Source organism: Tropicimonas sp. IMCC6043 (assembly GCF_004146235.1).
GTDB lineage: Bacteria > Pseudomonadota > Alphaproteobacteria > Rhodobacterales > Rhodobacteraceae > Tropicimonas.
In genome coordinates this window covers 21,501-39,683 of sequence record NZ_SELO01000036.1, presented here as the reverse complement: position 1 = coordinate 39,683, position 18,183 = coordinate 21,501, and the positions used below count along the sequence as shown (strand labels likewise).

Sequence of the window (18,183 nt, the reverse complement as noted above, 5' to 3'; positions counted from 1 at the left end):
CATCGACCCTCGGCTTGCCACGAGATTTCGGAAAGTGCGGTCGCAGGCGCTCCATCTGCGCCTCCGTCAACCAGTAGTAGTTGCTCATGATGCCCCCAGCGTTCGGGAACGTGAATCACGACGATCCAGAAGAAACAAGCAAGTTTATGGGTCCTGACCCTAGTCGTTTCTGTCACCACTTGGACAAACGATCTATGTGATGGAACCTGCCGGCTAGCCACGCACGAGCACCCTTGGCTCCGACATGAGTCATATGTCCTGTATCGCGCCGCTCGCATTGAGGCCAATCAAAAGCTGGAAGCGGGTATTGCCCAAGGAATCTTCGTTGTTCAGGACCCAATGAATGGGCAGGCATTCTTGCGTGTCCGAAATGGTATCTGTCGGTCTCCTCACACCCCGAGAAAAATCAAACGCTACTACGGCTGTTGAAACCAGGAGCGGTCCTTCGCGCTGGGCGACCGCCCCACCGTAGTGCGAAAAACTTCTTTTATTGGCAGTGACTTAGAGTCGTAGTCGGGCTGCGCCCCCTATAACTGGCGCCCGAGGCCTCGGACTAGCCCGTGCCTTCAACGGCTCAACGCGGGTCCGATCCACCGTCCGGACGGCGCAGCGCGTATCATAAACGGCGCGACAAACCGCAGGTCTTGGGGGCATATTCATGGCATGATCGGGAGGGAGGCCGATGCGGGCCCCCCGGCGCCCCATCCCCTCCCCATGCGCGGGTCCTTCGCGGCCGGCAACGCTATGCGGGGGGCATTTGCCCGGAAGTTCTCTAGCGACAGGGATATTATTTGGGTCCGCACCCAGGGTCCGCACCCAGGGTCCGCACTTTGGGTCCGCGGGTCCGCACCATTCAGCATTTCGCCCTGTTCAGCGGTTGAGATGTCGAGCGGGACCGGGAAGTTCGGCGCCCGGTCCTGCATCAAATCGTGTCGAGAAATCTTCGGAGCGCGGCTGTCCTCGTGATCGCCGCGCTCCGGTGCGTCTGGGGGATGGTCGTGAACAACTGGCGGGAAGGAATACCGGCTTGCAGATCGAGATGATGGCGACGGAGCGGCTCGTGCCCTATGCACGCAATGCCCGCACGCATCCCGAGTGGCAGATCGCGCAGATCTGCGCTTCCATCGCCGAGTTCGGGTTCACGAACCCCATTCTTGCGGCCGGCAACGGCGAGATCATCGCCGGCCACGGTCGCCTTCTGGCGGCGCAGAGGATGGAACTGGCCGAGGTCCCGGTGATCGTTCTGGACCATCTGTCTGATGCGCAGCGCCGGGCGCTGATCATCGCCGACAACAAGATCGCGGAAAACGCGGGCTGGGACGAGGATCTGTTGCGCCGCGAACTGGCCGCGCTGCAGAGGGAGTCCTTCGATCTCGATGTCGTTGGCTTCTCGGATGCCGAGCTGGAGGAGCTCCTTGCCGGTGCGCCGATCGGAGACGAGGACGGAGCATCGGTTCTGCCTGGCGATCCGGACTTTCTGCCGGAACCGCCACGGACGCCGGTCTCGGTGCGAGGCAACATCTGGCTTCTCGGCGATCATCGGCTCATGTACGGCGACAGCACGAAACGCTCAGATCTCGAGGCGCTCTGCCCGGACGGGCCGGTCGACGCCTGCTGGACCGATCCGCCCTACAACGTTAACTACGAGGGCACGGCCGGGTCGATCCAGAACGACAACATGGGCGACACGGAGTTCCGGCGGTTCCTGACCGATGCCTTCTGCTGCGCCTTCGCGGTGATGAAGAAGGGCGGGCCGATCTATGTCGCGCATGCAGACACCGAAGGGTTCAACTTCCGCGGCGCGTTCCGCGATGCCGGGTTCAAGCTCTGGGGCTGCCTGGTCTGGGTGAAGCCATCGCTGGTGCCGGGGTGTTCGGACTACCAGTGGCGCCACGAGCCGATCCTTTACGGGTGGAAGCCGGGCGCGGCACACCAGTGGTTCGGGGGCTGCGCGAAGACCACGGTGTTCGAGGATGGCCGCGAGCCGCTCCGCCGGTGCTACCAGACAAAGTCGAACCCGTCTTCGCTAATCGGGTTGCGTATGTGAAGTCCTTCAGGCGGTTTCACCGCGCTGGCATCTGTGCCCCGGCTGGGTTCACTCTTCGCTCCGTGGTCGTTGCACCTATCTGAACAGGGACTGCCACAAGTGGGAACCAGAACAGAGTCGGCGCATCAATCTCTAAGGCAACGTGCTTTCCACGACCTTCTTTGGAAGCAACAACGAGTTCGACGATGTCGCCGCGCCCCGCGTCCTGCCGGACACATCCGCCGTCGCGGATCCTGTTTTTGCGATCGTTTGTTCATCCTTTCATTCCTTAAACTCTCAGGCGGCGGCTGCGCCGCCGATGCCAGCACGGCTCACCTGGAGTTCCGTTCCATCGATCCGGAGCCGGTGCAAGATCACTGCAAGGCGCCGCGCGACCGCGATCTGTGCCCGACGCATTCCCCGCCGCTGGGCGACCTCCATCCCCCATCGCCTCAGCCAGTTCCAGGATCGGACTCTGCAGAGCAGGACGGTGGCAGCTTCGAAAAACAACGATCGCACCATCCGGTCTCCGCAGCGCGTGATCCTGCCGTTTCGGTCAGTCTCTCCAGAAGTGAATTTGCGCGGCGTAAGGCCGAAATGTGCTCCAAGCAGCGACGCCTTCTTAAACCGGAGCGGGTCTTCCACAGCCGTTCGATACGCCAGCGCCGTGACCGGCCCCACTCCCGGCACGCTCATCAACCGCCGGCAAACCGGATCCGACCTCGCATTGGCCAACACCTGCCGACGCAGCTCTGTCAGCCGCACGACCACTTCAGACCGTACCCGCAAGACCGCCTCTATAGCCTCTACAGCCTCTTCGAGGACAGCAGTGTCAGAAATCAGTTCACGCACCCGCTCCTCGAAACGTCCAACCGCGACGCGATCAACCTTGAGACCAAAGGCCTTCAGAATTCCGCGGAGATGATTGTCCAGCGTCGTGCGCGTCCTCACCAACATGGCACGGCTGCGCAGTAAGGCGCGATGTTTGTGAGTGTCCCGGCTCTTGACATGGACGGTTCGGTACCATCCAGCCTGCAGGGCCTCGGCAATATTCCGGGCATCGATCCGATCTGTCTTCACCGGCATTGCTGTCGTGGCATTCTTCAGATGGCGGGCATCCAAGGAGACAACCGGCAGACCCTGTTCGCGCAGACCGTCGTAGAGCGACGGCGCCAACGACCCTGCCTCCAGTCCGACAAGTTCGAAGTCGAGCCCCACTCCCAGTAGCCAGGTCCCGATCGTTTCGGGTTCGGAGACGACCCTGCCCTCCTTCACGACCCGACGGCTCTCGTGTACCACGCAAATCGACGTCTCATTCAATGAGACATCCGGGCCCGCAAAATACTGCATAGCCATTCCTCCTTTCGGCTTCGAACTCTCGGATCCAACGATCCGACAAAGCCTGAAGGACTTCATCCCTTCGGTCATCGGCCGGGCGACTCGCAACCCGATTACCCCATCTCCGAATTGGCCGTGAGCCTGCCCTTTATGCCGCGCCGAGTTGACGCCACTCGTCGAGAGCGGCGGCGCGGTTCTTCTTGAAATTTGCCCTCGAGTAGAAGCTGCGCTCCGAATTGAAATGGTTGAAGACCGAGTCGTGGACGGCGGCGAACATCTGCAGACTTCGCATTCGCCGGAAGCGTTGCATTGCCCGTTCTCGTCGTCGGAATGGCAAATGCGAATTCTCCGCTCGGTTGTTCCGCCAGCGACCGGTTTCCTGTCGGTCCGCTGCGCCGACCGCCCTCAGCGCGGCGCTATACGACCGAAGCTTGTCAGCGACCAAGATATGCGGCCGACCGTAGCGTTTCATTGATTTTTTCAATAATTTCAATGCCGCTTTCTTGTCCCGCGTCTTCGTCACGAAGCTTTCCAGGACCTCGCCCTCCTGGTCGACCGCCCGCCACAAGTAGTGCTATTCGCCGTTGATCTTCACGAATATTTCGTCGAGATGCCAATACCACTGGGGACCTGAACGCAAACGATCGGCGCGTTTATTTCGGATCTCGGCGGCGAACATCGGGCCGAACCGGTTCCACCAGAACCGGACGGGTTTATGGCTGATGTAGATGCCGCGCTCATGCAGCAGATCCTCGACGTTCCGCAGTGAGAGCGGAAACCGGACGCATAGCATCACCGCAAGACGAATGCCTTCGCGGCTGTTCTCGAAGTGTTTGAACGGGTCGCGTTTCGTCATCCTGGGACGCAAGTCAGTTCCCTGCCCGGTCGCAGGACAGGTTCTTCTGACACCGCCCCGCCGAACGCAGCGGCGACCCGATCTGGGAGGCACTCTGCACGTCGACCTATTTGAAGGACGAAGGTCAGTGGCTGCGTCGGACGCATCAGCAGACACCTTTGGGCTGAGGCCCGTTGCGCCGACGCCGTCGGCGGGGGTCAGGCCAAGGCCTGCACCCAGCCGACGGCGTCGCCCATAACCGACTGCATGGCGGCGTCGAGCCCGGCGATCAGCGCAATCGTGCTGTCGGATGTCACCGACGTGGTGGTGGCGAATCCTCGGGTTCCCGCGATCTCGCGGCCGGCTTCGCGGATCAGGGTCAACTGCAGCGCGACATGGATTTGAGCCGATGCCAGGTCCGCTCCGGCGAGTTCGGCCTGGAACGCCTGGATCTCGCACATCAGCGTGAAGTCGGGCATGAGTCCCGCGCCTACTCGGCTAACCAGCCGGAACCCACCCCGGTTCAGCAGAGAGTTGATCAGGAGCGTCTGCACCATGGACGGCGTCGGCTCGGACCAGCGGGCATCGGGCAGGTACTCGGCCTGCAGCGGGGAGATCTTGATCAGGACGCGGTCGGTGGACAGCTCGCCGCCAGATGTGGGCATCTCGACCACCAGATGCCGCGTGCCCCCGGGCCGCGTCTCTGCCGGGCTGAGCGGCGAGAGCGTGTAGGTGTCGAGCGGATCGCTCGCCCTGGAGACAGCAGACACCGCCCCGCATCCCGAGAGGCCTGCCATGGCAGAGAGCGACAGAAGACTGCGGCGCGAAAGGATCAATTGGACCTCCTGTATTCCGGTGTCTCGTTGCCGAGAAGAAAACGGCCGGGGTCGCTGCCGATCTGCCGGGCAAGCGCGTCGAACCGCGCGATCACCCCGCTTGCATCCGCGATCAGGGCGCTGATCTGCGTCGACAGCCGTGGCAAATCGCCCCGCGTCGCGCTCTGCACGCCATCCATGGCCCCGGCGGTGCTGTCGATGGCTGACCGCAGGCTGGCGACCAGCGTGGGGACGTCACGCTTCAGCAGGTCATCGGCGGATACGAATATCGTCTCGGACGTTTCCAGCGCTGCATCAAGGCGGGACAGCGTCGTCTCGGCCCGGGTGGCGAGCGCATCGATGCGTCCGGTGGCCTCCTGCAGGTTGGTGAGGATTCCCGCGATGGCATCGCGGTTCTCGGGCGTGGCAAAGCTCCGGACCTGGGCGATCAGCGCGGTCGCCTCGGCCAGCAGGTCGGGGCCACTGATCATAAGGTCCTGCACGACGGATTTCTCCGACCGGATCACCGGCACCTCTGCCGAAGGCACGACCTCCAATCGCTCCGCCTCTGCACTTCCACCTTCCAGCGCGATGAAGGCGACCCCCGTCACCCCCTGCGAGGCGAGCGTGGCGATGGTGTCGGTGCGCACCGGCGCGCTTGCGAAGATCTCGATGCGGACCCGCACCAGCGCCGGATCGTCGCGGTCGAGCGCGATGGTCAGGACCCTGCCGACATCCACCCCGTTATAGCGCACGGCGGCGGTCTGGCTCAGCCCGGCGACGGTGCCGAAGAGGATGTCGTATTGCGCATAGGTCCGGTCGAGCTGGACCTTGGCCAACCACAGCACGAAGCCGAGCGCAGCCAGAAATCCGACGATCGTGAACAGGCCGATCAGCACGAAGCGTGCGCGGGTTTCCATCAGTTTACCCCCGCCGCAAGTGCCGCATGGGCGCGTGGCCCGTGGAAATAGGAATGCACCCAGGGGTCGTCGACCTCGCGCATCTCCGCCAGCGTGCCGATCACCAGCACCCGTCGCTGCGCCAGAACCGCGATCCGGTCGCAGGTGGCCTGCAAGGTATCGAGGTCGTGGGTCACCAGGAACACCGTGAGGCCCAGAGCTTCACTCAGCGAATTCAGCAGCGCATCGAAGGTCGAGGCGCCGATCGGATCGAGACCTGCCGTGGGTTCGTCCAGAAACAGGATCTCCGGGTCGAGCGATAGGGCGCGCGCCAGGCCCGCGCGCTTGCGCATGCCCCCCGACAGCTCGGCCGGGTAGAGGCCGCCCGCCTCGGGCGGGAGGCCCACCATGGAAATCCGTAGATCGGCGAGCGCCGCACGGGTGGCTGCATCCACCGCCAGCCGCTCGCGCATCGGCGCCTCGACATTCTCGCGCACGGTCAGCGCCGAGAACAGCGCGCCGTCCTGGAACATCACGCCGGTGCGCGCGCTCACCGCCGCCCGGTCGGCCGCGCTGGCGCCCAGCACGTCCGTCCCCAGCATGATGATCTTTCCGGCGCTTGGGGTCTGAAGCCCCACGATGCTGCGCAGAAGTACAGATTTCCCGCTGCCCGAGGCACCGACCACCCCCAGCACCTCGCCCCGCATCACGTTGAGCGACAGGTCCTCGTGCACCACCGTGGTGCCGAACCGGTTGGTCAGTCCGCGGATCGCGATGACGGCCTCGCCTCCCATCACACCCCCCAGAGCGCGAAGAACACCGAGAACAGCGCGTCCACGACGATAACGAGGAAAATGGCGATAACCACCGCGCGCGAAGTCCGCATGCCCAGAGATTCAGCATCACCCTTGACCAGCATCCCCTGCTGGCAGCCCACCAGCGCAATGATGGCAGCGAAGACCGGAGCCTTGGACAGGCCGACCAGCGCTTGGGCCGCGTCGACATCCGCCAGCAATTGCGTGCGGAACTGGCTGGGCGAAATACCAAGTTCGATCCAGGCCATCAGCCCGCCCCCGAATAGTCCGGCGAGGTTGGCGACAAGTCCCAGGACCGGCAGCATGATCACCAGCGCCAGCAGGCGCGGCAGCACCAGCAATTCGACAGGATCCAGTCCGAGCACGCGCATGGCGTCGATCTCCTCGCGCATCTTCATCGAGCCGATTGCGGCGGTGAATGCCGATGCCGACCGGCCCGCCACGATGATGGCAGTCAGAAGGATGCCCAATTCGCGCAGGATCGAGACCGCGATCAGGTCGACCACGAAGACCTCGGCCCCGAACTGGCGCAGCTGCGCGGCGCCCTGGAACGCCAGCACGACGCCAATCAGAAACCCCATCAGCGCCACGATGGGCACGGCGTTCAGCCCGACCTCCTGCATGTGATGAACGAGTGCGGTCAGCCGCAGGCGGCGCGGACGCACCAGCGTAGTCGCCAGCCGGGTCATGACCAATCCGGTGAAGCCGAGGCCCTGCGCGCTGGTGGTCAGGAATCCCGCGACGGCTGCGCCGACGGCTGCCAGCACATCGCCCACCCAGTATCGCGCCTTGCGCGGTCGAGCGGTGCGCGCAGGCGGCAATGGCAATGCGGCCTCGACCGTACGCAATAGCAGGGCCTGCACGGGACCTGCGGCCTCGATGCGCATCCCCCGATGGCCGAGCAGCGCCCAGGCCCCGGCGGTGTCGAGTGCTGTCACCGCGGAGAGATCGACCCGGGTCGCCGATGCGGCCTGGTCGAGCAGGGCGCGCACTTCGTCGAGCGTGTCCAGCGTCACCGGTCCAGACAGGGCCAGGCTCGACGACGACACCGCGTCAGCCACCGACGTCCATTGTGCCGATCCCTCCCAGCAGACCAAACGCCCGCAGCAGCCACAGCACGACAACGATGACAACCACCACGTTGAGGATCATCTTTATCTTTTGATCCATCGGGATATAGGTGTTGATCGCCCAGAGAGCGACGCCGACGATGACCAGCGTGACGACGAGATTAATGAGTGACATGACATGACTCCTTTGAATGCGCGGGCCATGGCGGACGCCGGCCTGCCTTGTCCTGGCGCCTGAAACGTCCTGAGCCAGGGCACGAATCGGACGACCCTGCACCATGCTGCCGTGCCACCCATCGATGCAGGATTCAGCGCCTGTCGCGCTAATATGGATCAGTTCCGGTCACAGATTCCTCTCGGGGTGCCCCCGGTCCAAAAAGACATCGTCCCCACGGCGTTACCCCGACACTGATCCATGTTGTGTCGCCGGACCGGCAAGCGGCTAGTGTCGATCACACAGATGACCATCTACGGATCATCCGTCAGGAGGCCACCAATTGAACCGGATCATCTACCTTGTCGGACTCGTCGTGATCGTCCTGTTCATCCTGGGATTTTTCGGCTTGCGCTGAGCGCGACCTCCATTGGGTTCAGTCACCTTGAAAAAAGAAGCGAATCGGCTGCTCCCGATCGGACAAGAATGAGTGCTGCCAATGTGAGCCCCGGCACCATCCGGCGCGATCCACTTATTTCTGGAGACATGAAATGTCGACCACCCAAAGCTCCAATGCCAAGGCTGTCCTCTCGCCCGACGAGATCAGCCAGCAGATCGAGGTCCTGCGTGCAGACCTCATGAAACTTGCCGCAACCGTCTCGGACGAAGTCTCCGAGGGCATCGGACAGGCCAGGCACAGGATCGGCCAGACCGGCCGCGACGCACAATCCTCAGCCACCAATGCTGTGCTGGGCCATCCTCTGTCCGCTGTCGCGATTGCCGCGGGCATTGGCCTCCTGCTCGGCCTTGTCGCCCGGAAGGGTTGACCGGTCATGGCGTTGCCGTTGCTCGCGCCGCTGCGCGATCTTCTCGCCGCACAGGCTGGCGATGCCGCGAAGCGCGTCGCAATGACAGCTGCCACGACGACTCTCGCGGCGCTGGCCGCGTCGTTTCTTGTCGCGGCGGGTCTCGCCGCGCTCACCGCCGCGGCCGGGTTTCCGGTTGCGGCGCTTTTGTTCGCCGTGCTCTTCGCCGCGCTTGCGCTGGCCGTGCATCTGCTCGGGCTGGCACGCGCGTCCCGCCGGGCGGAGCAGTTAGAGGCGGAGCGCACCCGTTTCACTTCGGATGTCCTGCTTGCCACGGCGCTTGGTCGCTCCGCGCGGCCGTTATTGCCGCTGGCGGCCTTTCTGGCGGCTTTCGCGCTGGCGCGGCGACTGTGACAGGTGCGCTGCGGCGTTGAGCCGCTCGGCGAAGGCGACCGCGACGATCAGCGTCGGCGTGGCGACCAGCGCACCGCCGGCACCCCACAGCCAGGCACCGAAGGCAATCGCCACGAAGACCGCGACCGGGGCGATCCGGATGCGCGCACCGACCACCATTGGCGTGACGACCTGGCTTTCGACAATGTTCAGTGCCACGATCACCGCGAAGGGCGCGAACGCGATGATCGGGTCCTCGAACGACGAGATCCCGACACCCAGCGTGACCAGCATCAAAAGGGCGATCCCGATGAAGGGCATGAAATTCAGGAGCGCCGCGGCCACCCCCCAGAGCGGGGCGTTCGACACGCCAAGCAGCTGGAAAGCAACGGCGACGCACACCCCGAGCCCCAGGTTGATTGCGGTGATTGCCAGCAGGTAGCGGGCGACATTGATGCGCACGTCGCGCATGGCCCGCCCGACCGCCCGTCGCGCCGAGGCCCCGGAAACCACAGACATGCCCCAGCGGGCCAGCATCACGCGGTCGCGGAGCAGAAAGAATGTCAGCATGGCCCAGAATGCGGCTCCTGCGGCAATCCTGGGCGCGCCGATCGCCAGGTCGGTCAGCAAACGCTGTCCCCCCTCCACAAGCCTGCCAACGGCGTCGTCCCCCAATTCCGGCTCGGCCGGATCTGCGGGTTCGGCCGACAGTGCCACTCCCGGATCGGCGGCCGGTGCGACAGGGGCCTCAACGTCCAGCGTGCGCGAGATGCCGGAAACGATCTCGCGGGTGCGCCGTTCCGCATCGCGCAGAACCTGCGGTGCGCGGTCGTTCCAGGCCTCTGCAGAAGGGGCCAGCGCATAGGCGGTGAACGCCGCCCCAAGAAGCAGGCCGCCCACGACGAAGGCTGCGCAGAGCGACGCGGGGGCCCTGGTTCGTTCCAGCCATCGCATCGCAGGTACAAGGGCTATCGCGCACAGAACGGCCAGCACCGTTGGCACCGCGATCAGGCTCGCACCGTCCAGCGCGGCGAGGATCATCACGCCTGCGATGATGCTCAGCAACACGGTCTGGAGCGCGCCCCGATCGAGCCTGGAAGACCAGCCAGCCGATGTCGTCCGGAGCGCCGGTTCAGCCGCCGGCTTCAGTTTCTCGTCATGCATGTAACGTACCTGCCTTTCCGACAAGACCGGCGCACAGAACAAGCGGCCCGGCACACATCCGGCGGAGCCCAGGAATGGCTTCGAGCCGGGATGCCGGGGACATGACGGACGCGCCAGGTCTGCCAGCCACCGCATGCTCTATCCGAGACTGCCGAACGGCGCGCTGACGCAGGTTGGTGCGTGCCGGTGAGTCAACGAAAGTTCACCCTCAACCGGACGGGGCGAGCGTGAGCGCCTCGGTCCTTGGCAGGCTTGTCAGCATGTCGCGCAGCCTGGCATCGTCGGGCGCGCCGGGCACTTCGTCGGTCCAGACACGGAACCCCTTCAAGTCGTAGGCGCCGAAAGAAGTGATCATCGCACCATCGGCGGCGTCACGGCCGCGGACCATCAGGACCCGGCCAATCCGTGGCGTGTTATAGCGCGCGTCAAACGTGTACCAGCGACCGCCTAGATAGGCCTCGAACCATGCACAGAAGTCACCGGCCCCGGAATAGGGCACGCCGATGTCGCCCAGATAGCCGCTCGCGTAGCGGGCCGGGATGCTCATGGCGCGGCAGAACGCGATCGCGAGATGCGCGAAGTCGCGGCAGACACCGGTCTTTTCGCGCTGCGCGTCGCTGGCGGTCTTGGTGGGCCGGCCAAAGCCGTATCCGAAGGTCAGGTGATTATGGACGTGGTTGCATATTGCCTGCACCCGTGCCCAGCCCGGCGGGGTGGCGCCGAACAAGCGGAGCGCCTCGGGGGCAAGCACATCGGAGTCGCAATAGCGGCTGGCGGTCAGGAACTGCAACGTCTCGGGCGGCAGGTCGCCCACGTCGTGCTGGCATGCGTTCCAGTCAAACACGTCGGGCTGGCCGTCAACGTCCACGATGCAGTCGGACCAGAGCCTGAGCCGCCCCGCCGGCGCCCTGAGCCGTGTCAGCCGGTTGCCGAAACTGTCAAGGAAGGTCTCGAGCGGAAGCTCTGGTTCCGCCCGCACCGCGTACGAGCCGATGATCCGTCCGTCGAAACTGGAATGCGGCGACAGGGCAAGGATCAGGACAGTTTCCGCCTTGCTGTCAATATGGATCTCGTGACCGATGCGAATGAACATTGCCGCCCTTTCTACAATGACGTACGTTGGTCTTCAGGTTTGGCGCGTACCGTTCTTCTTTTGCCCTGCGTCCTTCCGGTGCGATTGACCGGCGTGCACGGTCGAGACGAGGATACCCCGATCCGAACCCTGCGCATCCTGCATCGAACCCGATATGCCTATGACCGCCCAGTGTCCTTCGGCGAGCATCGGCTGATGATCCGCCCGCGCGACGGGCACGATATGCGCATTCTGGAATCCAGCCTGACAGTGTCCCCCCGCGCAAATGTGCACTGGACTTTTGACACATTCGGTAACTCCGTCGCGCTTCTTTCGTTCCACGAAGCGGCTGACGAACTGGTAATCGAGAGCGAGCTGCTGCTGCGCCGCTACGGCCTCGATGAGCCGCTGACACGGATCGAGCGCTATGCCGGCACCTTTCCGGTACATTACGACGTCGACGAGTTCATCGACCTCGGCCCCTACCTTGTTTCGGACCAACCGCAAGACCAGGACGTGCTGGCGGCGTGGGTCGCGCAGGTGTTGCCGCACCCGAACGGCAGCAGCCTTGAGGTTCTGGGCGCATTGGGAACCGCAGTCCACGGCGCTTTTCGATATGCAAGGCGCGAGGCAGAAGGCGTGCAGACACCTGCCGAGACGATCGGGCTTGGCACAGGCACGTGCCGCGATTTCGCGCTGCTGTTCATGGACGCTGCGCGCCACCTCGGTTTCGCTGCGCGGTTCGTCACCGGCTACCTCCATGACGAGGGCGCTGGAAACGAGTCCGGCGAGGACATGACCGGCGGCGGTGCGACCCATGCCTGGGCGGATATCTTCGTCCCGGGCGCGGGCTGGGTGGAATTCGACCCGACCAACCACATCATCGCGAGCCGCAACCTGATCCGCGTGGCGACGACCCGCACGCCGGCACAGGCGCTTCCGGTCAGCGGGACCTTCGAGCACGAGGGCGGATCACTGCTCGGATTGCAGGTGGCGGTTCGCGTCATTGAAGTTGCATAGGATAAGCATGCTCGGGGAAATCGAGTGCCAGGCATTTGGTGCCCTCCACCCGGCAACCAAGATCGCGGAGCCACCCGCTACCATAAATGAACGGCCGAGCATTCTGAGGCATCGGGCCGGCGTCATCCTTCGCAAAAACGGGAAAGGCGGTGGACGTGATCACACCGCAAACGATGGCCATCCGAGAGATCGGCCTTGCCAGCGGGTGTCTCGTCGGTCCCTTGTGGTGCATCATCAGCGCTCCCCGGCGAACCAGAAGCTATCGGTTTTCGTGCGTATCTTCGATAGCCCAAGCTTGAGCGTTCCGGTCAACCGCCGAGTACGCGCGACCGTTGGCATAGAGCCCTTGGGACTAGGTCTCGATGGCATGCCTTCGTTCTCGGCCACCTGGATCGCGAAGTCCTGCGGGACTGTCGGTTGGGTGCTACCGGTCATAGTGTCGACAACTTGACCAGGGCCGCGGCCGCAAGGGCAAGTTCCTTCTGGTAGTAGTCACCGTGAAACTTGCCGTCGACCTTCACTTCCCAGATACCGCTTCGCTGACGGATCTGCACTCGATCCGGCCGCTCTGAGCGGTCCATGTCCGACACCTGTCCGTCTCTGCGTCTCGGCGGCACTGGTTGCTTCTCGGTCGTGTCCGGCTCCATCGCTTTGGGCGCGCGCTCTTCTCCGAGGAGCATCACGGCGCGAATGAACTCTTCCGCGTAGTCGTCGGTTTCACGGTGGTCGTGTTCGCGCCGGGCCATACTCATTGGCTCGACGAAGCGTTCCCGCAGGTGGTCGACGAAACGCGGCTCGGTACGGGCCATGTAGGCGATCAGGGCCTGCAGGATCCGTTCATGGGCTAGGACGCGCCGTTCGAGATCGGTCGTTTCTGCTGCCGCCCCAGTAAGGTATTCGACTGATGTCATGGCTTATCATCCTTCACGCTGCACGTCGCGACGCCGCATGTCTTGTGTTCGAGCGCGGGCACGCAGGCCATCGCCTCGTCGCGATCCAGCTCTTGCCATCCGCCTACCAGCCAGGCGGGCATCGGGTGCTGACGCAGGTTAGGGGCACGGAAATTAAGTGTGCGGGTCTTGCTCAGAAGCGGAAAGAAACCGGCCTCGGCAGTCCAAATGCCATTGAAGGGGCTTCCGACATGAAGATAGCTGTCAGCTTTCAGTGGAGAATAGTTAGTTACCATTATGGAAGTCTCAAAAACGCGCGCCAAATCTTTTTTGCGCATCATCACGCGGCCGCCTCGATCAGAATGTTTTCCGGCGCCATTTCCTTGCCCTGCAGGACGACCAGCCGTCCGACCGCAGTGATGGCAATAAAAATCGGATACACGAATGCGGAATTGCGTTTGGCATAATACACCGCAACCATTGCGATCACTTCAAGATAAAGAAACATCAGCAGAATATCGGCCAGCAGGATGGTGCCAAGGCGATAGATGGCCAGGACTTCGAGCGCGACGGCGAGGAGGGTCAGGGCCACGATCACAACCAGCAACAGACGCTCGATGAAGTGGAACAGACCAAGGGCAAACAGCCTTTCGCCGCGCCCAGCGCTGTCGTCTTCCTGTTGGGGCACCGCCGTGTCGACCGCTGCCGCTTCCGCTTGATGCCCTCTATTCATGATTGCGGCCTTCGGCCATGAACCTATCGGCCTGCTTCGGCCTCCGTCTGTGTCACGATCGGTGTCGCGGCTTCTTGCACTGGTATGGTCCTGCCGTTTGACGCGACGCCTCCGTCGCCCGAGACGCTGCCGGGGTCGCGGACGGCGTCTGCCTCGCCCTGCATGCCGCGCAGGAACCGGAACAGATCGCTGTCCGTCGTCAGGACAAGCGTCGTGTCGTCGGAAATCATGTCGCCGTAGGCCTGCATGGTTCGGGTGAAGTCGTAGAATTCGACCGAAACGGCATCGACGTTGTAGGCGCCCGAATAGATGTCAGCCGCAGCCGCATCGGCCGCGCCACGGATTTCCTCGACCGCGCGATAGGCTTCGGACTGGATCTTGTTTAGATCCCGCACCCGATTGCCTTGGATCCGGGCTGCTTCGCCGTTGCCTTCCGACAGGAAGCGTTCGGCGATCTGCCGCCGCTCCGAGATCATGCGATCGTAGATCTTGGGTCGCACGCTTTCGTTGTAGTTGATGCGTTTGAAGCGGATATCGAGAAGCTCGATCCCGAAGACGCGCACCTTCTCCACCGCCGCCTCAAAGATCTGCTGCTCGACCAGCGCCCGCCCCTTCGTGATGGGAACGAGGGCGCCAATGTCCTGCGCAAGCTCCTCGTCGGTCAGAAGCGTGTCCCTAAGCGGTGTCCGTCCCTTGGTGGTGCGCACGATCTCGATGAGCTCATGCTTGGCGACGGCATTCCGCGTCTCGCTACCGAGAATGTCGTCGAGGCGCGACTGGGCACTGCGTTCGTCGCGCAGGCGTAGAAAATATTGCAGGGGATCGGTGATCTTCCAGCGCGCGAAGAGATCGACCGAGATATAGAGCTTGTCCTTAGTCGGCATGTCCGACGGCGAGCCGTCCCATTCGAGGACGCGGGCGTCGATCCGGTTGACCTCCTGAACGAAGGGTAGTTTCACTTTGAGACCGGCCTCGGTGATCGGCGCGCCGACCGGCTTGCCGAACTGGGTTATGATGGCTTGCTCCACCTCCCCGACCATGTAGATCGCGGATGATGCAGCGGCGAGACCGGCAGCAGCGATCCCGGCGGCAATGAGCGAGATGGTCTTCATGGTTGCTCTCCCGGTGGGCGATCCAGGTTCAATAGCGGCAGGATGCTTGCAGTGGACCCGTCGACGATGATCTTGGAGCCAATCCCCGGCAGAACATCCTGCAGGGTTTCAATGTAGATCCGGCGCCGCGTCACCTCGGGGGCTTGGTGGTATTCCTTGAGGAGTGCCGTGAAGCGGGCCGCATCGCCCTCGGCTTCGTTGATCCGCCTCAGGCGATAGCCATCGGCTTCGCGGATACGCTGGTCCTTTTCGCCTTCGGCCAGAGGTATGACGCGGTTGTATTCGCGGCGGGCCTCGTTGATGATCCGTTCCTTCTCTTGCTGCGCCTGATTGACCTCGTTGAACGAGGCTTGAACCGGCTGGGGCGGATTGATGTTCTTCAACTGCACTTGGTCGATGCTTATGCCCATCGCGTACTTGGTCGCGAGCGCCTGCATCTTCACCAGGGCTTCGCTTTCGATTTCCTGGCGCCCGACGGTGATCACCTCGTCGACCGTGCGGTCCCCCACAACCTCGCGCATGACGGATTCAGAGACGTAGCGCAGGGTCGCGCTCGGCTCGCGCACTTCGAACAGGAACTTCCGGGGTTCGGAAATCCGGTACTGCACCACCCACTCCACCAGCGCCGCGTTTAGATCGCCCGTCACCATCTCGGTCTCGCGGCGACCGTCTGTCGGGCTCTGATAGGGGTCGGTGGCGCCCGGAGTCGTGAATCCGAATTCCTGTTTCAGCTGGCGCTTGACCGGGACCAACGTGGTCACGTCGATCCCGAACGGGATCTTGAAGTGCAGCCCTGGAGGAACCTCGGCCGAGTACTTCCCGAACCGTTGGACAATCGCAACGGAGTCGCTCGGCACCGTGTAATATGAGGACCACGCCCCATACGCCGCAAGCGCGATGGCGGCCCCGATCGCAAGACGCTTCACCGGCGGCAGACCGTCCGGCAGGATGCCGTGCAACCGATCCCGGCCCCGCCTGAGAATTGCGTCAACCTCAGGGGGAACGCGGGTCCGCTTGTTTTTCCAAGGTCCGCGATCTTCCGGTCCATTGTCATCAGAAGGCATCGCAAGCTCCTGTCTCGATTTCGGCGCTCGAGGCGATGCGTGGCTCGCGCGTTTGACGGTGCGACCGGTTTTGCGCCATCACATCATCGGCTCTGAACAGCATGACCTCAGAGGTCCAGTTCCTTCAGGCAGGCTTGCGCAATGTCTCGGTCTGGGGCATCGGTTCCTGGCATCGTCGCCCAGCCGGCTGTCATGAGAGCGTCGCGCCGCTGGTAGGTCGAGGCTGCCCGGATCGTTGCAAGCTTGTCCGCCCGAGCCGGGTCTGACCGCGCCATGTCGAGGCAGACCGGTACCATTGAGGCTACGACATCGTCACGAGACATCGCCATCGCCCGGTCATTCGAAGTGCCGCCGGTTACCCAGCCGCCCCACGTGAATCCGACGACACCGACAAAGACAGCACCGATCACGGCGCCATAGATGCCGGGTTTGAGCCATTCGGGAGTATTCATTTCAAGTCCTCCTGCGGAGAAAGCGCCGCTTCGCTGTGGTTGTTCATCTCAGTCGGAGCCTGATCCCGGCTCAACGCCTCATTCAGGTCGCGCTCTGATATCGTGTGCAGTTCCATCCAACCCGCCCGATCACCTCTGCCAGGAACGGTCATATGGGTCGCCGTCCTCTGATGAGTTTCGAAACCTTGCCCGCGTACAAGTTCTTCCTGAATCAGGACTTCGTAGTCCCCGGCCGGAAGTTCGTCCGGAAAATCGGCTAGGCTGAACGGGTGCAGGAAAGTCACCCTCACACTGGATGAACGCACGCTCTTCTCTGGCCTCCAAGATATTGGCAGATCCGTCGCTCACCACTGCTAACGGCCCCTCAGATCCCGAGCCTGGCCAGTCGAACGATTTCTTCTCTTGTACGTCGGGAGCATCTAACTGGCGCTGACGCATGTTAGTCCCGGGCGCCGAACCGGTTGCGACCTCCTTGGCGGCAGTCGCCAGCACTGACCTGCGTAAGGGCGGCGAGACCGATCTGCGCGTATTCTTTGGGAAACAGGGATGATCTGCGTTCCTGCAACCCTTGAAAGGATTGGCGATGTCCCAAACCAAAATTCTCAACCCGCACCCGCCCGAGTTCGATCGGTTTCTCCAGGCGTCGGTCGGCGAGGACCGGAACGGCTATGCCGTGACTGTGCTCTCCACGCTCGCGCGGCTCGGCCTCGATCCATGGAAGGAGACCGCTGATCTGGTCACGCTGGGGCGCGACGCGGCGCACGCGCGGTTGGGAACGCTGCTTGCCCGATTTCGGGACGTTCCTGCGCTCGCAAGCGATCATGGCAGGGTCGCACGAGACTTGAGCCAGCTGCTTCCTGAAGGCCGGACGTCAGGTGCCCTGCAGCGCGCTGCTTCAACCGTGGCCGATGGCCGCCCGGGAACCAGCGGCGCGATCTGGACGGCGCTCACGATCATCCTTGTTCTGTTTCAAATGTTCATGATTGGCGGGTCGGGGTCAGGCGAATGACCGTTTCCACCAAGACAGCAAGAGCACCGGCCCATGCAGCGCACCGCACCGGTACCCTTTCCCCAGTCGAACGGGATGTTCTCTGGGACATGGAGGAACACTTCTGGACCAGTGACGCCGACAACGCGCGGGCGACCACGGCGACCAACGCAGTGATGATCTTTCCCTATCCGCCCGGCATCCTTCAGGGTGACCAGATCTGGACCCATCTTCGGCAGAGGACTGGCTGGCGTTCCGTCGTCATGGCCGAACGGCGCGTGACGCGGAGCGGTGACCTCGCCATTCTCACCTACCGTGTTTCGGCGGAGAAAGCCGACGTGCCGATCCTCAGAGCGCTCTGCGCTTCAACATATCTCAACGATGACGACAGGTGGTTGCGGCTCTCTCACCAGCAAACGACCGTGACGTGAAGTGCGTCTTGGCGTGGTACCAACCGGGTCAGACGTCCGCGTGCTGGGTATCGTCCCGCGGCCGGCATGTGCATTCACATCGGGCGCTGGCGGGAAATCACAGTGG

The 18,183-nt window shown here is 63.3% G+C and carries 20 protein-coding genes and 2 pseudogenes; 6 read left to right on the top strand and 16 right to left on the bottom strand.

Going from position 1 to position 18,183, the window contains the following annotated elements; all coding sequences use genetic code 11:
• A pseudogene (locus tag EU800_RS21055) lies at nt 1-88 on the bottom strand (IS5/IS1182 family transposase); the annotation flags it as partial.
• Nucleotides 89-1,027: 939 nt separating this feature from the next.
• Between EU800_RS21055 and EU800_RS21050 the strand changes: the two are divergent.
• On the top strand, nt 1,028-2,047 hold the full coding sequence (locus EU800_RS21050) for a site-specific DNA-methyltransferase (RefSeq protein WP_165354783.1): 1,020 nt from the start codon (nt 1,028-1,030) through the stop codon (nt 2,045-2,047).
• 276 nt (nt 2,048-2,323) lie between these two features.
• Here the strand turns inward: EU800_RS21050 and EU800_RS21045 are convergent, their stop codons facing one another.
• From EU800_RS21045 to EU800_RS21015, 7 genes and pseudogenes are all read right to left on the bottom strand, one after another.
• A complete protein-coding gene (locus EU800_RS21045; RefSeq protein WP_129635437.1) occupies nt 2,324-3,376 on the bottom strand; it encodes an IS110 family transposase in 1,053 nt (350 codons plus the stop codon).
• Between the two features lie 136 nt (nt 3,377-3,512).
• Nucleotides 3,513-4,220: pseudogene (locus EU800_RS21040) on the bottom strand (IS6 family transposase).
• A gap of 197 nt (nt 4,221-4,417) precedes the next feature.
• Nucleotides 4,418-5,035, bottom strand: a complete 618-nt coding sequence (locus EU800_RS21035; RefSeq protein WP_242500663.1) for an ABC-type transport auxiliary lipoprotein family protein — start codon at nt 5,033-5,035, stop codon at nt 4,418-4,420.
• The gene (locus EU800_RS21030) at nt 5,032-5,934 is read right to left on the bottom strand and encodes an MlaD family protein (protein ID WP_129635435.1); all 903 of its coding nucleotides are present in this window, start codon (nt 5,932-5,934) and stop codon (nt 5,032-5,034) included. The genes EU800_RS21035 and EU800_RS21030 overlap by 4 nt, the downstream gene beginning before the upstream one ends.
• On the bottom strand, nt 5,934-6,707 hold the full coding sequence (locus tag EU800_RS21025) for an ABC transporter ATP-binding protein (RefSeq protein ID WP_129635433.1): 774 nt from the start codon (nt 6,705-6,707) through the stop codon (nt 5,934-5,936). Before EU800_RS21025 ends, EU800_RS21030 begins: the two co-directional genes overlap by 1 nt.
• Entirely contained in the window at nt 6,707-7,789 is a 1,083-nt protein-coding gene (locus EU800_RS21020) for an ABC transporter permease (RefSeq protein WP_242500662.1), read from the bottom strand. The genes EU800_RS21025 and EU800_RS21020 overlap by 1 nt, the downstream gene beginning before the upstream one ends.
• Nucleotides 7,782-7,973, bottom strand: coding sequence for a Thivi_2564 family membrane protein (locus EU800_RS21015; RefSeq protein WP_129635431.1), 192 nt, complete (start codon nt 7,971-7,973; stop codon nt 7,782-7,784). The genes EU800_RS21020 and EU800_RS21015 overlap by 8 nt, the downstream gene beginning before the upstream one ends.
• Nucleotides 7,974-8,503: 530 nt before the next feature.
• Between EU800_RS21015 and EU800_RS21010 the strand changes: the two genes are divergently transcribed.
• Complete coding sequence (locus EU800_RS21010) at nt 8,504-8,779, top strand: YqjD family protein (RefSeq protein ID WP_129635429.1); 276 nt, start codon at nt 8,504-8,506, stop codon at nt 8,777-8,779.
• 6 nt (nt 8,780-8,785) lie between these two features.
• On the top strand, nt 8,786-9,172 hold the full coding sequence (locus tag EU800_RS21005) for a hypothetical protein (RefSeq protein ID WP_129635427.1): 387 nt from the start codon (nt 8,786-8,788) through the stop codon (nt 9,170-9,172).
• On the opposite strand, the gene EU800_RS21000 is transcribed toward EU800_RS21005, so the two are convergent.
• Both EU800_RS21000 and EU800_RS20995 read right to left on the bottom strand, forming a co-directional pair.
• Nucleotides 9,119-10,315 carry an AI-2E family transporter gene (locus EU800_RS21000; protein ID WP_256369784.1) on the bottom strand — a complete coding sequence of 399 codons (1,197 nt, stop codon included), beginning with the start codon at nt 10,313-10,315 and terminating at the stop codon, nt 9,119-9,121. The genes EU800_RS21005 and EU800_RS21000 overlap by 54 nt on opposite strands.
• Before the next feature lie 208 nt (nt 10,316-10,523).
• Nucleotides 10,524-11,408 (bottom strand): transglutaminase family protein, encoded by an 885-nt coding sequence (locus EU800_RS20995; protein WP_129635423.1) that lies wholly within the window; start codon nt 11,406-11,408, stop codon nt 10,524-10,526.
• Between EU800_RS20995 and EU800_RS20990 the strand changes: the two genes are divergently transcribed.
• Nucleotides 11,331-12,407 carry a transglutaminase N-terminal domain-containing protein gene (locus EU800_RS20990; RefSeq protein ID WP_371685655.1) on the top strand — a complete coding sequence of 359 codons (1,077 nt, stop codon included), beginning with the start codon at nt 11,331-11,333 and terminating at the stop codon, nt 12,405-12,407. The genes EU800_RS20995 and EU800_RS20990 overlap by 78 nt on opposite strands.
• Before the next feature lie 431 nt (nt 12,408-12,838).
• Here EU800_RS20990 and EU800_RS20985 read toward each other — a convergent pair whose 3' ends face one another.
• The 6 genes from EU800_RS20985 to EU800_RS20960 form a co-directional block, all read right to left on the bottom strand.
• On the bottom strand, nt 12,839-13,318 hold the full coding sequence (locus EU800_RS20985; RefSeq protein ID WP_129635421.1) for a hypothetical protein: 480 nt from the start codon (nt 13,316-13,318) through the stop codon (nt 12,839-12,841).
• Nucleotides 13,315-13,638, bottom strand: coding sequence for a hypothetical protein (locus tag EU800_RS20980; protein WP_129635419.1), 324 nt, complete (start codon nt 13,636-13,638; stop codon nt 13,315-13,317). The genes EU800_RS20985 and EU800_RS20980 overlap by 4 nt, the downstream gene beginning before the upstream one ends.
• The gene (locus EU800_RS20975; protein WP_129635417.1) at nt 13,638-14,030 is read right to left on the bottom strand and encodes a phosphate-starvation-inducible PsiE family protein; all 393 of its coding nucleotides are present in this window, start codon (nt 14,028-14,030) and stop codon (nt 13,638-13,640) included. Before EU800_RS20975 ends, EU800_RS20980 begins: the two co-directional genes overlap by 1 nt.
• Nucleotides 14,031-14,053: 23 nt before the next feature.
• Complete coding sequence (gene hflC / locus EU800_RS20970) at nt 14,054-15,142, bottom strand: protease modulator HflC (RefSeq protein WP_129635415.1); 1,089 nt, start codon at nt 15,140-15,142, stop codon at nt 14,054-14,056.
• Complete coding sequence (gene hflK / locus EU800_RS20965; protein ID WP_129635413.1) at nt 15,139-16,206, bottom strand: FtsH protease activity modulator HflK; 1,068 nt, start codon at nt 16,204-16,206, stop codon at nt 15,139-15,141. The genes hflC and hflK overlap by 4 nt, the downstream gene beginning before the upstream one ends.
• Before the next feature lie 107 nt (nt 16,207-16,313).
• Nucleotides 16,314-16,658, bottom strand: coding sequence for a hypothetical protein (locus EU800_RS20960; RefSeq protein WP_115395229.1), 345 nt, complete (start codon nt 16,656-16,658; stop codon nt 16,314-16,316).
• Nucleotides 16,659-17,241: 583 nt separating this feature from the next.
• Between EU800_RS20960 and EU800_RS20950 the strand changes: the two genes are divergently transcribed.
• Both EU800_RS20950 and EU800_RS20945 read left to right on the top strand, forming a co-directional pair.
• Nucleotides 17,242-17,667 carry a hypothetical protein gene (locus EU800_RS20950; protein WP_129635409.1) on the top strand — a complete coding sequence of 142 codons (426 nt, stop codon included), beginning with the start codon at nt 17,242-17,244 and terminating at the stop codon, nt 17,665-17,667.
• An 89-nt stretch (nt 17,668-17,756) separates the two neighbouring features.
• Nucleotides 17,757-18,077, top strand: a complete 321-nt coding sequence (locus EU800_RS20945) for a DUF4440 domain-containing protein (RefSeq protein ID WP_129635407.1) — start codon at nt 17,757-17,759, stop codon at nt 18,075-18,077.
• Nucleotides 18,078-18,183: the final 106 nt, after the last annotated feature.

Bases quoted from the DNA above. Each gene is read 5' to 3' on its own strand.
- EU800_RS21045 (WP_129635437.1), bottom strand. From the start codon at position 3,376: ATGCAGTATTTTGCGGGCCCGGATGTCTCATTGAATGAGACGTCGATT.
- EU800_RS21030 (WP_129635435.1), bottom strand. From the start codon at position 5,934: ATGGAAACCCGCGCACGCTTCGTGCTGATCGGCCTGTTCACGATCGTC.
- EU800_RS21025 (WP_129635433.1), bottom strand. From the start codon at position 6,707: ATGGGAGGCGAGGCCGTCATCGCGATCCGCGGACTGACCAACCGGTTC.
- EU800_RS21015 (WP_129635431.1), bottom strand. From the start codon at position 7,973: ATGTCACTCATTAATCTCGTCGTCACGCTGGTCATCGTCGGCGTCGCT.
- EU800_RS21010 (WP_129635429.1), top strand. From the start codon at position 8,504: ATGTCGACCACCCAAAGCTCCAATGCCAAGGCTGTCCTCTCGCCCGAC.
- EU800_RS21005 (WP_129635427.1), top strand. From the start codon at position 8,786: ATGGCGTTGCCGTTGCTCGCGCCGCTGCGCGATCTTCTCGCCGCACAG.
- EU800_RS21000 (WP_256369784.1), bottom strand. From the start codon at position 10,315: ATGCATGACGAGAAACTGAAGCCGGCGGCTGAACCGGCGCTCCGGACG.
- EU800_RS20990 (WP_371685655.1), top strand. From the start codon at position 11,331: ATGCGGCGACAGGGCAAGGATCAGGACAGTTTCCGCCTTGCTGTCAAT.
- EU800_RS20995 (WP_129635423.1), bottom strand. From the start codon at position 11,408: ATGTTCATTCGCATCGGTCACGAGATCCATATTGACAGCAAGGCGGAA.
- EU800_RS20985 (WP_129635421.1), bottom strand. From the start codon at position 13,318: ATGACATCAGTCGAATACCTTACTGGGGCGGCAGCAGAAACGACCGAT.
- EU800_RS20980 (WP_129635419.1), bottom strand. From the start codon at position 13,638: ATGATGCGCAAAAAAGATTTGGCGCGCGTTTTTGAGACTTCCATAATG.
- EU800_RS20975 (WP_129635417.1), bottom strand. From the start codon at position 14,030: ATGAATAGAGGGCATCAAGCGGAAGCGGCAGCGGTCGACACGGCGGTG.
- hflC (WP_129635415.1), bottom strand. From the start codon at position 15,142: ATGAAGACCATCTCGCTCATTGCCGCCGGGATCGCTGCTGCCGGTCTC.
- hflK (WP_129635413.1), bottom strand. From the start codon at position 16,206: ATGCCTTCTGATGACAATGGACCGGAAGATCGCGGACCTTGGAAAAAC.
- EU800_RS20960 (WP_115395229.1), bottom strand. From the start codon at position 16,658: ATGAATACTCCCGAATGGCTCAAACCCGGCATCTATGGCGCCGTGATC.
- EU800_RS20950 (WP_129635409.1), top strand. From the start codon at position 17,242: ATGTCCCAAACCAAAATTCTCAACCCGCACCCGCCCGAGTTCGATCGG.
- EU800_RS20945 (WP_129635407.1), top strand. From the start codon at position 17,757: ATGGAGGAACACTTCTGGACCAGTGACGCCGACAACGCGCGGGCGACC.